Here is a 13,116-nt window from a genome sequence, read left to right as displayed (position 1 = left end):
GAGGAGTTGAAAATGAAGAAGTATGCGGTAACTCATGAATGGGTATCGGTAGAGGGAAAGACTGCAACTGTAGGAATTTCGGATCACGCTCAAGATCATCTTGGAGACATTGTCTATGTGGATCTTCCCGAAGTCGGCAAGTCACTCAAGAAGGGTGAAGTCTTCTGTACTATCGAATCCGTGAAAGCGGCAAGTGACATCTATGCACCAGTTGGCGGAAAGGTCATTGAAGTGAATGAAGAACTTGATTCTTCACCAGAAAAGATCAATGACGATGCCGAGGGCGCAGGCTGGATAGCAAAAATTGAAATGAGCAATGAATCAGAACTTGACAGTCTTATGGATTTGGAGGCATATAAGAAGCACTGCGAAGAGGAGGGCTAAGATGCCTAGTTTCCCCTATCTACCCCAGACCAGCAGAGACATCGATGAAATGCTGGAGGTAGTTGGAGTCAAAAGCGTGTCAGAGCTGTTCAGAGATATCCCCGAGAAATTTGAAGTCGATATCTCAATACCTGAAAGTAAGGATGAATTCACTGTACTGAGAGATTTGAGTGAACTAAGTAAGAATAATGTAACGCTTAACGACCTGTCAGTCTTCAGAGGAGCCGGCGTGTACAAACACTTCGTCCCAAGCGCGGTTCAAGCAATAGCATCGAGAGGCGAATTTCTCACTGCATACACACCTTACCAGGCAGAAGTCTCACAGGGAACTCTTCAGATGCTGTTCGAGTTTCAGACAATGATATGTGAACTAACGGGAATGGAGGTAGCCAATTCATCGATGTACGACGGCGCAAGCGCGGCTGCAGAAGCGGCTCTAATGGCTGTCCGAGTTAGAGGCGGAAAGAAGATTCTTCTCTCTGAAGCACTCCACCCCGAGTATATCGAGACAATTAAGACCTACTGTTTTGGAAGCGACATAGATGTGGAAACCGTATCCTTCGATTCTGAAACCGGGCAGATCGACGTAGCCGATCTCCAGAAAAAACTGACTGAAGATACGGCAGGCTTTGTGCTTGGCTATCCGAACTTCTTCGGGATAATTGAGAATCTTTCCGAGATAAGAACGCAGATCGGCGAAAAGATTATGATGATTGTCAGCGCAAATCCGATTGCGCTTGGGATACTGGAAGCTCCTGGAAAGTTGGGTGCCGACATCGTTGTGGGTGACGGACAACCACTGGGCAACTCTCCTTCGTTCGGTGGACCGGGACTTGGCTTTTTTGCCTCAAAGGAGAGTCACATAAGAAAGATGCCTGGAAGAATCATTGGGGAGACCAAAGACAGTGACGGTCGTACCGGTTACGTGATGGTTCTTCAGACTAGGGAACAGCATATCCGGAGAAACAAAGCAACTTCCAACATATGCTCGAACCACGCTTTCAATGCATTGGTCGCCTCGATCTACATGAGCATGGTAGGCTCTGAAGGGTTGAGGGAGATTGCACGTAGATCTTTTGACAAGGCTCATTATTTGGCAGAAAGAATAAGCAAGACGGATCATGCGAGGCCGGTTTTCACCGGTCCCTTTTTCAACGAATTTGTGGCCCAATTTGATTGTGACTTGGAAGAATTCAACAGAGAGCTCTTGAAGGAGAAGATACTGGGACCTCTTGAGCTTGAACGCTTCAGCAAAGAAATGAAAAACTACGGGCTAATTTGTGCAACAGAAACGAATCTCAATGAGGAGATCGAGTTTTTTGCCGGCAGACTGGAGGCGATAGGATGACAATATTCGATAAGTCAACCGAAGGGAGAACCGGCTTCTATCTCCCAAGAGAAGAGTCCTATGGGTACGAGCCTTCTGAAATGCTGCCCGAGAATTCTGTTCGAAAGGAAAGCCCCCTTCTACCTCAATTGAGTGAACTTCAAGTTATGAGACACTTTACAGGACTTTCTAAGAAGAACCACTCCGTTGACAGCGGCTTCTATCCTCTTGGATCTTGCACGATGAAGTACAATCCAAGGTTGAACGAGAGGATTGCCGGTCTGGAAGGTTTTAGCCAAATCCACCCTTATCAAGCTGAAGAAACTGTGCAGGGCGCCCTGGAAGTGATGTACAACTTGCAGAACTCCCTGTGCGAGATTACCGGTATGGATAGCTTTACTCTTCAGCCTGCCGCAGGGGCTCACGGTGAACTGGTCGGAATGCTTCTGATGAAGAAGTATTTCGAGCTCAAGGGCGAGAACAACAGAAGAAAGGTTATCGTTCCCGACTCGGCACATGGAACCAATCCGGCCTCGGCAGTAATGGCGGGATTTGAAGTCATCGAGGTTTCTTCGAACGACAATGGTAGAGTCGATTTGAGAAGCCTTGAGGAGATTCTTGATGAGAACGTCGCCGGAATAATGCTTACAAACCCAAACACTGTTGGCCTTTTTGAGAATGAGATCTGTGAAATTCAAGCGATGGCTCATAAGAAGGGCGCACTACTCTATTATGACGGCGCGAATCTGAACGCAATAATGGGTCACGCAAGGCCCGGTGATATGGGGTTTGATATCGTCCATTTGAACCTGCATAAGACTTTTTCAACCCCACATGGAATGGGCGGACCGGGTAGCGGTCCTGTAGGAGTGAAGAGCATTCTGAAAGATCTCCTTCCTGTTCCAGTGGTTCGTTTCGATGGCAGCAAGTTCTCGCTGGATTATAATCTGCCGAACTCTATCGGGAAAGTCAGGAGCTTCTATGGTAATTTTGGCGTTTTCCTGAAAGCATACGCCTACATTCTAACCCTTGGTGGCGATGGCCTGAAAAGAGCAAGCGAAATGGCCGTGTTAAATGCAAACTACCTCCGGGCCAGATTGAGCAAGCTAATACCGACGGCCTATTCTGGGCTCTGTATGCATGAATTCGTTCTTAAAGGAAGCAAGTTGGTTTCCGAATACGGAGTGAAGACACTGGATGTGGCCAAGAGGCTTCTTGATTACGGGCTTCACCCACCTACCATCTATTTCCCACTCATTGTAGATGAAGCGATGATGGTTGAACCCACAGAGACAGAAACAAAAGAAGCGCTAGATGTCTTTGCAGACACTTTCGAGAGGATTCTTAGTGAGGCAGAGAAGGATCCCAACATACTTAAGAGCGCTCCTCAGAAGGCAGTTGTAGGAAGACTTGATGAAGCAACGGCCTCAAGAAAGCCAAAGACGAGGTGGAGTAAAGACACCTGATATTGAAACTTGAAAAATGCTGTGATATCATAGTTTCAGCAGAGCAGGCGTAGCTTCAATCGGTCGAGCGCCGCCTTGGTAAGGCGGAGGTTATGAGTTCAAGTCTCATCGCCTGCTCCATTTTTCAACCGGATGAAAATCCGGTTATTCTTTATTTATTGACGAAAAGTACTAATTTTGAATCTTCTTACAATCTATGCTAGAATAAAAATGTAACTTTCTTTGCGTAGCTATAGCCATCCAGTTCTCTTTGCAAGGCTTTGAAGGACATTTGTGAGCAAGACGACTGTAACCTCCGGTAAGAACACTGTAAGCCTAGCTGTTTTCGGTTGGATCTGGAAGTTCTTTTCTTTTTGGGTGGATGTTGTGGGTACTCACTTTGATAGGTGCGTTCTATTCAGGGGTGAAGTCTGTGTTTGATTTCTATTCAAAGCCAAGAATAATCCTTGTGGGAAGAAGCCAAAAGGATGCAAGAAGGTTAATTGAAGCTTTCGATGATCGCTTTGACGTCAGGTATGTTGAAGAGGTGTCCGACGAGTTTGGCCGCTTCTCCGATGCAATGATTTTCGACTACGTCAGTGAAGACATCATCAAGAATCTTCGCGAAGGTATCATTCCATATTTGTGCCTGATTGGAACAGAGAAATCGATTGCAAAGTACTCTCTCGAAGCGGGAGAGTATCTTCTCAAAGGGCCGGGATATCTGCACTATCTTCCGGAGATTGTCTACTCGATGCTCGAGAAACATAGACTTCAGAAGACCCTCGATTTTGAACGTGAGAAGTATATGGGGCTCGTTAACAGCATGGGTTGCGGAATGCTTATTCTGAGGAAGAGAGATGGTAATGTAATTTTCTGTAATAAAGTGGCACAGAGTCTACTTGGATACGCAGAAGAGGAGATCGAGAAGATGCGCTTGCAGGATCTTGTCTATGATGAACCCTTTGCCTTGCAGACTATTCTTGGAATTGAGAACTTCGATACCGATAGAGAAATCGTAATGCTGACAAAGTCGGGCGGAAAGAGCTACGTCATTTTCAACACCTCGGAAATGCTTTACGGTGCGGAGAGAGTTGTTCAGCTGACATTCATGGATGTTTCCAAACAGAAGAGAGATAGAGAAGAGTTGATATTCCAGTGGCGCTTTCTAGACAATGCAGAAGAAATCGCGATGGCCATAGACGAGAAGGGAAGAATAGTCTATCTGAACAGGTTTGCTGCAGAGATTCATGGCTACGATCTTGAAGAAATGATAGGGGACAATCTCACTTCTTATATCGTACAGGATCAGGGAGAAGCGAAGTCAATGCAGTTTTCGATGATGAAGTCCGGAAAATGGAAAGGCAGACAGCTTCATAAACGCAAAGATGGTTCGATATTCACGGTAGAAGCTAAACGAAGCGTACTTCGAGTCGACGACAATGTTTATGAGCTTGTGATAGGAATAGACGTAACCGAGAATATCGAGCTTCAAGAACGATATAACCTTCACTCTTTGCTTCTTAACGGTACTGGAGATCTCGCAGTTGCAACCGATATGGAGAACAGACTGATCTACATGAACGAGGCAGCAGAGATATTCTTCGATACAAATCTAAAAGCTGAGCAGGGAAGAAGAACCGGCGAAATTAACTCAAGAACACTCAGATCTTTTCTTGAGATTGCCGTATCGCAGTCTTTCGATTCAAACGAAAAGAGAATAGTGCTCCCCAGAAGCGATGACTCCCATCTTTCAATCGAATTTACCAGCAAGATAGTTCGCGATTCCAACAAAGAGGTCGGCATAATCTTTTTGGGAAGACGGCTCAGTTAGCAAAACAGTTCTAATCATGAAGCTGCTGCATATTCCTTCGATCATCCCGTCATGAGAACCCCTATTCGGCCGGCAGATATTTCAAAATCGGGTGTCCTTTTCATTCTTGTCAGGACAGTAGGCATGACTCTTAGTACCCTAAAAAATGATTTTGCTTTTGTGATTCTAATTAAGTCTCGAGGATAGACGCGCTGCTTCCTAACTCACACGTTTTGATAATGATTTGTAATCGGCATTCTCCAATCCTTCCCGAAGGCTCTTTTGGAAACCTTGATGCCTGGAGGACACTGTTTGCGCTTGTATTCGTTTCTCCTCAACAGACGAAGCGAGTGTTCGACGGTTCCTTCGTCAAAACCTTCAAGAACGATCTCTTCGGCCGACAAACCTTCCTCAATATGAAGCCTGAGAATTTGATCGAGTACTTCGTAGGGTGGTAGTGAATCCTGATCTGTCTGACCCTCTCTCAACTCGGCCGATGGAGCTTTGGAGAATACATTTGATGGAATCACGATCTTCCTTTCAAGTTCGTTTATTCGCTCCGCGATTTTGTAGACCTGAGTTTTGTACAGATCCTTTAGAACTGCGAGACCGCCAGCCATGTCTCCGTAAAGAGTTGCGTAACCTGTGGCCATCTCGCTCTTATTGCCAGTAGTCAGGACGAACCAGCCAAATTTGTTTGACAGAGCCATCAATATCATTCCGCGTATTCTTGCCTGCAAATTCTCTTCGGTGACGTCTTCCGATGTACCGAAAAATGCCGGTTCCAAGGTTTTTATTACCTTACGCATGATTCCATCGATGTCAATATCGAGGATTTCTATACCCAAATTTTCCGCAAGTTCCAGCGCATCTCTCTTTGATTCCTCCGAGGTTATTTTCGAAGGCATCATGACGCCCTTGACATTGTCTCTGTCGATTGCCCTCGCGGCTAAAGCGGCGACAAGGGAGGAGTCCATTCCCCCGCTGAGACCGAGAACGACCTTTTCGAAGCCGTTCTTCTTCAGGTAATCTCTTATCCCCAACTCCAGAGCAGCTAGCAGCTCATCGAGACTGTCTAGTTCCTCATTTTTCATGACCGGACATACAGAGGAACTCTGCCCGTAGAAGGGTTTCACCGAGACTTCTTCAAGACTAACCTGCATGGAATAATCCTTCCTCTTTCCCTCAAAGAGGTTGTATCGAGTCGAGACGTCTGTGTCAATATCAAGCACCAACAAGTCTTCTTCAAAAGCCTTTCCAACGGATATTCTTCCGTCCGGCATTGCCACACAACTCCTACCATCGAAAACCAGATCGTCCTGGCCGCCAACCAGATTGCAGTATACTATAGTACTGGAGTATTCCATAGCCCTAGTTAGGAAAAGAGAAGATCTGGTTCTATCTTTCATGGCGGTAAACGGAGATGCGGAGAGATTGAGTATTAGATTGGCCCCGGCAATTGCCTGATCATTTATCGGCCCCGAAGGAACCCAGAGATCTTCACATATGTTGATTCCGATCCTTGTCCCCCCATATCTCACAAGGAGCGGATGCTTTCCAGGAGAAAAATATCTCCTCTCATCAAAGACCGAGTAATTGGGAAGACTCATTTTTCTGTACACAGCCTTTATCTCGCCGGCATTGAGTACGGCGGCAGCATTGTAAATCTCATTAGAAAAGTCGACAAATCCAAGAACCACCATAATTTCGCTTCGAGCAGTATAGTAAGCTATCTCATTCAATGTGGCAAGATTCTCCCTAAGAAACCCCGTATTGAGCAGAAGGTCTTCGGGCGGGTATCCGGTTACCGTAAGTTCGGGAAACAGTACAATTCCAGAATCAACAGCTACTGCTTTGTCTATTGCCTCAATAATCTTACTCTTGTTTCCTTCAAGGTCCCCAACCGTTGTGTTTATCTGGGCGAGCGCAGTTCTTACTATCATTTCGAGACCCCCCTGATGTATTCGAAGTGATTCACAAACTCCTGTGCAAGATCTCTGGACTCGATTATAGCAACAATTTCGCGATTTTTCCCCCAGCCGCTTAGAGAAGCATTTGCCGAGCCAGTAATCACAACTCTTCCATCGACCACGAATGTTTTGTCATGGACCGTAATAGACGTCGATTCAGACACTTCCATTCCCGAAGTGAGATAGTCTTTCAAGGGAGAGTCGTCGTTCCAGCTGTCGATTACCCCTATGACTCTTACACCCCTGGAAGCGCAGAATTTCAGAGCGGCGAGTACCTGGGGATCGGTAAAAGCAAACATGCCAAATCGGATTTCCTTTCTTGCCTTCGTGAGCTCATTGATAACATGCTTACGTGCTTCTTCAGAGGGACATAGAAAGAAGACCATGTTTTCGATTCTGGTCATTCTTCTGGAGTTGCCGCTTTCGATTGCACTGTAATAGTCAAGAAACAACGTGGCAAGTCGGGCAGATTCGAAAATCATGAAGCTGTTTGAGTCCTCTCTGAGGCTACCTTCGGTAAAATTTCCAGTTCCGAAGACAACTATTCTTCTGTCAACGACAAGAAACTTCGAATGAACGAGAGCTGCAGACGTATCGGTCGAAATTCTAAACTCCGGAGATTTCTCGAAGACTCTCGACACGGTCGAATTGTCTATCATCGCAGCGATCTTCACACCTCTCCTTTGGAGGCGATTCAGGCAAGCTATTATCTCCTGCTCATCCAAAGAATATGACACAAGGACAACTTCTTCCTTCGCATTCTCTAGAACCTCGACTATTCTCTCTACGGCTCTACCATCATCAGTGAAAAAGACAGAAGCCGATACCGAAATAGAGAGAAGGGCCACGCAAGCCAGAATAATTCCCTTCATCCGGATCACCCTAACAAAAAAGCGGAGAACTCACGTTCCCCGCCTGGTGGAGACGAAGGGATTCGAACCCTCGGCCTATACAATGCCATTGTATCGCGCTCCCAACTGCGCTACGTCCCCACTCTGAAAAAATTATACTCTACCAAGTTTCACTTTTCAAGAGGTAGACAACGATCAAGCATGTCCTCTATTCTCAGATCTCTTGAGCCACTCGATAACGATCGGACTTGAGATATACAGAGAGGAGTATGTTCCAACTACAACACCGACCAGCATTCCGAAGGCAAATGGCCTCAAAACTTCTCCAGAGAATATGAATAGCGTGAGAACAGCAAGGAACGTAGTCAAAGAGGTGTTGATAGACCTGACTATCACATCGTTGATGCTTGTGTTGACTACTGTCTCTATGGTCTTGCCTCTCATCTTCTTAGTGTTCTCCCTTATCCTGTCGTAGACTACTATTGTGTCATTCAAAGAGTATCCGACGAGGGTAAGAATCGAAGCAACGACCGGCGCATTGAACTCGATTCCAAAAATGCTGTAGAAACCCATAACGATTATGACGTCATGAACAAGCGTCAACAGTGCGCCGACTCCAAAGGAGAACTTGAATCTTATGGTTATATAAAGCAGAAGAAGCGCCATGGATACTATAACGGCGATCCAGGCATAGCCTCTTATTTCCTGTGCAGCATAGCCGGAGATAGTACTTACTGAGAGAATATTACTTCTACTTACTCCCTCACTCTCAAGACCGGCTATCATCTTATCCGTCACTGACTCTTCGCTTTCAGAAGTATTGACGATAATTGAGAATCGGCTTCTCTGCTCAGATGAACCCTCCTCAATCAGGGGTCTCTGCTTGATTATCCGTGCGGCCGCAAAATCAGGATCCTCTGCACTGAGTAGCTCTCTCATCTCTGCCACAGTCATTTCAACATCAGGAACAGATACGCTGATTTCGATTCCGCCCGTGAAATCTACACCAAAATTGAAGCCTCTAGTGAAGATAAAAACGATCGAAACGACTATCAAAACTAGGGAAAGAGCAATAAAGTACTTTCTTTTTCCAACGAAGTCTGTCTTGAAGGTCATCTCGCATCTCTCCCTTCTGTTTCAACTTCAACATAACGATGAGGCTTGAGACTTCCCGCCATCCCGGCGAGCACCGTTCTGGATACCACTATGTTGGTAAACATCGCACCTATAACACCAATTATCAAGGTAATGGCAAACCCTTTAACTGTCCCCGTTCCAAAGTAATAAAGAACGAGTCCTGCAAGTATCGTGGTCAGATTGGCATCGAAAATGGTCCAGACGACTTTAGAGAAAGCAGAGTCAATTGCGTTTTCCGGTGTCTTGCCCAACCTTAATTCTTCCTTTATCCTCTCGAAAATAAGGACGTTTCCATCAACTGTCATTCCTATGGTCAGAACAATACCCGCTATACCGGGCAAGGTTAGGATCGAACCGGTCAAAGAAATCATTCCAAAGAGAAGAATCGCGTTGTACAGAAGAGCCAGATCGGCTACGAGACCCATCTTCTTGTAGAAAATAACCATGTAGATCATGATTATTACTATTCCGGCCACTCCGGCCCAAAGACTTGAACTGATTATATCTCTTCCAAGTGTGGGAGAGAGAACCCTTTTGTTGAAGGACGCAAGATCAACAGGAAGATTTCCGCTCCCAACCAAAATCGAGACTTCTCTAGCCTCTTCAATAGTATTAAGTCCTTCAATCACTGCGTTCCCGTCAGAAATCTGGGATTGGACAAGAGGAGCGATTATTACCCTGTCATCGAGTACTATCGCAAGTCTCTTCTTCATATCTGTATCGGTGTAAGTCGACTTTACAGACGTAATATCTCTGAAGGTTTTTGCCCCTTCGGAACTGAACTTCAGAGAAACCATGAATCTGCCTTGACCGGGTCTCGGCTGATTGTTGACAAGGGCCTTGGCATCGGTAACTACACTTCCGTCAAGTTCTGCATAGCTTGAACCGACACTCACCATCGGACTGATGAAATACCAGGTATTGTTCTGCACTCCGCCTGTGTATTCTCCGTAGTGAAGCTCCTTCACCCAGTAAGGTTCGGCTCCCTGAAGCTTTCTTCTGCTGATCTCTAGGGACATTCCTGCAGGGATAGAGGGAGTCGAGACCGAAGTCTCTATCGCCAGAACATCTGCAAAGTAAAGCCTCCCGGTCTTTCCAACCAGATTCTCCGCTCTTGAAACATCAGTTATACCAGGAATCTGGACTCTTACTCTTACAGGTGGAATATCCTCTCCAAAGGAAATTCCTGCGGTTACTTTTTCGACTGTCGCTTCAGTGAACCCTGCAGCATCCAATCTTGCTCTCAAGACCTCTATGACCCTGTCTGCAAGAGCATTCATCTCTGAATCCGACACATCAGTAAGCATTTGGTACTCAAGAAGAGCTCCACCCTTTATATCAAGCCCTAACTTGATGTTTGCAGCTAGCTTATCCAGGAAGCTGCTTTCGGCTGGTGCACTACCGTGAGGTATGAGCAGCGGAAGTAATGCTGCTATCAAAACCACTACGGTAACGATCAAGCGTTTTTGGTTTGCTCTCATACGGACTTTGCCCGAAAGACTCGGACAGACACCCCCTTCCAATATCTACGAATATAACTCAAACTATTACTGCTTTACGTTTACATCGGGTTCTACTTCTTCCTTTTCATTCTCGCCCTTGTTCACTACAACGGCGATCGCCTTTCTTGTAACGTCCAGTTCCGTACCGGTACCGGTCCTGATCCTGAGACTATCCGGTTTTATCATGGTAATCTTCCCGATTATTCCACCGGCCGTTACGACTTTATCGCCAACCTTAAGCTTCTCCATCATCTGCTTGAACTGCTTATCCCTCTTTCTCTGAGGCATAATTATCAAGAAATAGAAGAAAGCAACCATTAGGACTAGCCAGATGATTATCCCTGAGAATCCCCCGCTGGTCGCAGCCCCTGCATCTGCCGTAGGAGCTGCAACATCTCCTGCTGGGGCATATGCTATGAAACTAAGGATTGAAAACATTTACATACCTCCTGTCATGGTTAGAGCACCTGTATGATTTTACCAGAATAGACTACCCAATTCAACTAACAAACCTTTTCGGAGTTCTGTCGCTGCCAATAGGAAACGGCTTACATGATATAATTCCGTTGACAAACGGATGAAAGGGAGGAAGATCATGAGTAGCCTGCTGAAAGAAGCTGAAAGCAGAATGAAGAAGAGCGTTGAAAAGATCGTCGAAGAGTATGGTCAGATGAGAACGGGCAGACCTTCTCCTGCCCTTCTAGAGTCCGTAAAAGTCGACTACTATGGGGTCCCGACTCCTATCAATCAAATGGCAACGGTTACAGCGACAGAGGACAGGTCTCTTATAATCAAGCCGTGGGATAAGACCGTTTTGGGTCAGATAGAGAAGGCAATATTCGGCTCAAAGCTTGATCTTACACCCATCAATGATGGAGTCAACATCAAACTGAATTTTCCGATACCGACAACGGAACAGAGAGAAAAATGGGTGAAGCTTGCAAGAGACAACGCCGAGAAGGGGAAGATAGCAATTCGAAACATTCGAAGAGATGCAATCAAGGAAGCAAGGGATTTGGAGAAGGCCTCAGAGATGACTGAAGACGACCTCAAGAAATTTGAGGATGATATTCAAGATCTCACGAATAAGTATATAGAAGAGATGGACAATGCTTTCGAAAAGAAGAGCAAGGAGATTATGGACTTTTAATGGCACTTCCCGTTCATGTTTCCTTCATTATGGATGGAAACGGCCGCTGGGCAAAGAAAAGAGGGCTTGAAAGAATTGAGGGACATAAAAAAGGGGCAGAAATTGCAGATTCTGCCTCCCACTGGTGTGCCGATCTAGGAATACGATACGTAACACTCTATGCGTTCTCTACAGAAAACTGGCGGCGCCCACGACAAGAGGTTGATTTTCTTTTTGAACTTATGCTCATTTACATAAGTAGCAAGCTTGACAATATGCTCCAAGAGGGTGTTAGAATGCGTTTCATCGGAAGACTGAATGAGCTTCCCTTGAAACTCATGAACTTCACTGAAGAAATCGAGAAAAAAACTTCCTCGTGCAGAAAACTGGATGTTATTGTTGCTTTGAATTACGGAGGAAGGGCCGAGATTGTCGATTCCGTCAACAGAGTTCTGGATAGTGGAAAGCGAAGGGTATCGGAGGAGGACATAAGTGAGAACTTATATCTTCCCGATGTACCTGAACCGGATCTTATAGTAAGAACTTCTGGTGAAGAGAGAATCAGCAACTTCTTGACCTGGCAGTCGGTTTACAGCGAGCTATTCTTCACCAGGACGTTGTGGCCCGATTTCACAAAATGGGAATTTGTGAAGATAGTTGAAGAGTACTCTAAAAGGAAGAGAAGGTTTGGTGCATTGAGCTGATGAAGAAGACCTCGGAGACAAATATCAGAATAATTACAGCTGCTGTTGTTGCTCCTTTCGTGATTCTGTGTTTCGTTAACTACTACTCCTTCATAGGTCTGGTTTCTGCCGTGGTTCTCTTTTCGAACTATGAATATCTGAAGTTCGCTTTGAAGGGAAACGATCATCAAACCGTCCGAATTGCTCTTTCGGGAGTTATCCCCGCGATAATTGTTGTATATGGGATACTTCTCGACAGATTTGGAAACGTTGAATCGGCGGCGCCTAGACCGGAACTGATATTTGCGGTTGGTGTGATTTCACTCACTTCCATAGTAGTCGTGACCGTTGCGGATGTTAGGAGCGCAAAAGAGATAATTGCGAATGCCGTCTTTTCGTTGATTTATGTGGGTTTCGATCTGGCATTCTTCTATCATATCTATCTTGGATTCGGCGCCTCAATGGCACTGATGTCGCTTACGTCTGTATGGCTCTTTGATACAGGAGCGTATTTCTTCGGGAAACGCTTCGGTCGGATCAGAATATCTCCAAGTTACAGCCCCAAGAAAAGTCTCGAAGGTGTAATCGGAGGATATGTGACCACTCTCCTCTTCATGTTTCTTTTCGTCTACATAAGTAAGTTAGTGGGACTCTACAACGGACCCGATCTTGGGATACCCCATTTCATGGTGCTGGCGATTGTAGTGTCTGTATTTGGCACTATCGGAGATATTGCGGAGTCGTCATTCAAGAGATATCACGGCGTTAAAGATTCCGGCAATCTACTTCCCGGCCATGGTGGTATGCTAGATCGTATAGATGGTGTTCTTTTTGTGACACCTATGTTCTACATATTCCTTACTCTTTTGACTTGA

At 45.6% G+C, this 13,116-nt stretch carries 12 protein-coding genes and 2 tRNA genes; 8 read left to right on the top strand and 6 right to left on the bottom strand.

The features are described 5' to 3' along the window. The first annotated feature begins 6 nt into the window (after positions 1 to 6). From gcvH to Y697_RS09730, 5 genes are all read left to right on the top strand, one after another. On the top strand, positions 7 to 384 hold the full coding sequence (gene gcvH, locus Y697_RS09750) for a glycine cleavage system protein GcvH (protein ID WP_183083773.1): 378 nt from the start codon (positions 7 to 9) through the stop codon (positions 382 to 384). A gap of 1 nt (position 385) precedes the next feature. Continuing rightward, positions 386 to 1,732 carry an aminomethyl-transferring glycine dehydrogenase subunit GcvPA gene (gene gcvPA / locus Y697_RS09745; protein ID WP_121551429.1) on the top strand — a complete coding sequence of 449 codons (1,347 nt, stop codon included), beginning with the start codon at positions 386 to 388 and terminating at the stop codon, positions 1,730 to 1,732. After that, the gene (gene gcvPB / locus Y697_RS09740; protein ID WP_121551428.1) at positions 1,729 to 3,177 is read left to right on the top strand and encodes an aminomethyl-transferring glycine dehydrogenase subunit GcvPB; all 1,449 of its coding nucleotides are present in this window, start codon (positions 1,729 to 1,731) and stop codon (positions 3,175 to 3,177) included. Before gcvPA ends, gcvPB begins: the two co-directional genes overlap by 4 nt. A 43-nt stretch (positions 3,178 to 3,220) precedes the next feature. Further along, positions 3,221 to 3,297, top strand: a tRNA-Thr gene (locus Y697_RS09735). A gap of 241 nt (positions 3,298 to 3,538) precedes the next feature. Then, complete coding sequence (locus tag Y697_RS09730; RefSeq protein ID WP_259462475.1) at positions 3,539 to 4,990, top strand: PAS domain-containing protein; 1,452 nt, start codon at positions 3,539 to 3,541, stop codon at positions 4,988 to 4,990. A gap of 203 nt (positions 4,991 to 5,193) precedes the next feature. Here the strand turns inward: Y697_RS09730 and Y697_RS09725 are convergent, their stop codons facing one another. The 6 genes from Y697_RS09725 to yajC all read right to left on the bottom strand — a co-directional run bounded on the left by Y697_RS09725 (position 5,194) and on the right by yajC (position 10,867). Next, positions 5,194 to 6,912 carry an NAD+ synthase gene (locus tag Y697_RS09725; RefSeq protein WP_121551426.1) on the bottom strand — a complete coding sequence of 573 codons (1,719 nt, stop codon included), beginning with the start codon at positions 6,910 to 6,912 and terminating at the stop codon, positions 5,194 to 5,196. Beyond that, positions 6,909 to 7,811, bottom strand: a complete 903-nt coding sequence (locus tag Y697_RS09720; RefSeq protein ID WP_259462474.1) for a phosphatidylserine/phosphatidylglycerophosphate/cardiolipin synthase family protein — start codon at positions 7,809 to 7,811, stop codon at positions 6,909 to 6,911. The genes Y697_RS09725 and Y697_RS09720 overlap by 4 nt, the downstream gene beginning before the upstream one ends. A 44-nt stretch (positions 7,812 to 7,855) precedes the next feature. Beyond that, positions 7,856 to 7,931: transfer RNA gene (locus tag Y697_RS09715), tRNA-Ala, on the bottom strand. Between the two features lie 54 nt (positions 7,932 to 7,985). Then, positions 7,986 to 8,906, bottom strand: a complete 921-nt coding sequence (gene secF / locus Y697_RS09710) for a protein translocase subunit SecF (RefSeq protein WP_121551425.1) — start codon at positions 8,904 to 8,906, stop codon at positions 7,986 to 7,988. Next, on the bottom strand, positions 8,903 to 10,408 hold the full coding sequence (secD, locus tag Y697_RS09705; RefSeq protein ID WP_259462473.1) for a protein translocase subunit SecD: 1,506 nt from the start codon (positions 10,406 to 10,408) through the stop codon (positions 8,903 to 8,905). The genes secF and secD overlap by 4 nt, the downstream gene beginning before the upstream one ends. A 66-nt stretch (positions 10,409 to 10,474) precedes the next feature. Continuing rightward, the gene (yajC, locus tag Y697_RS09700) at positions 10,475 to 10,867 is read right to left on the bottom strand and encodes a preprotein translocase subunit YajC (RefSeq protein WP_121551423.1); all 393 of its coding nucleotides are present in this window, start codon (positions 10,865 to 10,867) and stop codon (positions 10,475 to 10,477) included. A 154-nt stretch (positions 10,868 to 11,021) separates the two neighbouring features. Between yajC and frr the strand changes: the two genes are divergently transcribed. From frr to Y697_RS09685, 3 genes are read left to right on the top strand one after another with little or no spacing between them, the layout of a single operon-like run. Beyond that, entirely contained in the window at positions 11,022 to 11,579 is a 558-nt protein-coding gene (frr, locus tag Y697_RS09695) for a ribosome recycling factor (protein ID WP_183083779.1), read from the top strand. Then, positions 11,579 to 12,262 carry a polyprenyl diphosphate synthase gene (gene uppS, locus Y697_RS09690; RefSeq protein WP_121551421.1) on the top strand — a complete coding sequence of 228 codons (684 nt, stop codon included), beginning with the start codon at positions 11,579 to 11,581 and terminating at the stop codon, positions 12,260 to 12,262. The genes frr and uppS overlap by 1 nt, the downstream gene beginning before the upstream one ends. Beyond that, positions 12,262 to 13,116: a phosphatidate cytidylyltransferase gene (locus Y697_RS09685; RefSeq protein ID WP_121551420.1), complete on the top strand. Its 855-nt coding sequence runs from the start codon at positions 12,262 to 12,264 to the stop codon at positions 13,114 to 13,116. Before uppS ends, Y697_RS09685 begins: the two co-directional genes overlap by 1 nt.

The organism is Mesotoga sp. BH458_6_3_2_1 (assembly GCF_003664995.1).
Taxonomy (GTDB): domain Bacteria; phylum Thermotogota; class Thermotogae; order Petrotogales; family Kosmotogaceae; genus Mesotoga.
This window is presented reverse-complemented; position numbering and strand designations above follow the sequence as displayed.

Bases quoted from the DNA above. Each gene is read 5' to 3' on its own strand.
- secD (WP_259462473.1), bottom strand. From the start codon at position 10,408: ATGAGAGCAAACCAAAAACGCTTGATCGTTACCGTAGTGGTTTTGATA.
- gcvPB (WP_121551428.1), top strand. From the start codon at position 1,729: ATGACAATATTCGATAAGTCAACCGAAGGGAGAACCGGCTTCTATCTC.
- gcvPA (WP_121551429.1), top strand. From the start codon at position 386: ATGCCTAGTTTCCCCTATCTACCCCAGACCAGCAGAGACATCGATGAA.
- Y697_RS09720 (WP_259462474.1), bottom strand. From the start codon at position 7,811: ATGAAGGGAATTATTCTGGCTTGCGTGGCCCTTCTCTCTATTTCGGTA.
- Y697_RS09730 (WP_259462475.1), top strand. From the start codon at position 3,539: ATGTTGTGGGTACTCACTTTGATAGGTGCGTTCTATTCAGGGGTGAAG.
- Y697_RS09685 (WP_121551420.1), top strand. From the start codon at position 12,262: ATGAAGAAGACCTCGGAGACAAATATCAGAATAATTACAGCTGCTGTT.
- secF (WP_121551425.1), bottom strand. From the start codon at position 8,906: ATGACCTTCAAGACAGACTTCGTTGGAAAAAGAAAGTACTTTATTGCT.
- Y697_RS09725 (WP_121551426.1), bottom strand. From the start codon at position 6,912: ATGATAGTAAGAACTGCGCTCGCCCAGATAAACACAACGGTTGGGGAC.
- uppS (WP_121551421.1), top strand. From the start codon at position 11,579: ATGGCACTTCCCGTTCATGTTTCCTTCATTATGGATGGAAACGGCCGC.
- yajC (WP_121551423.1), bottom strand. From the start codon at position 10,867: ATGTTTTCAATCCTTAGTTTCATAGCATATGCCCCAGCAGGAGATGTT.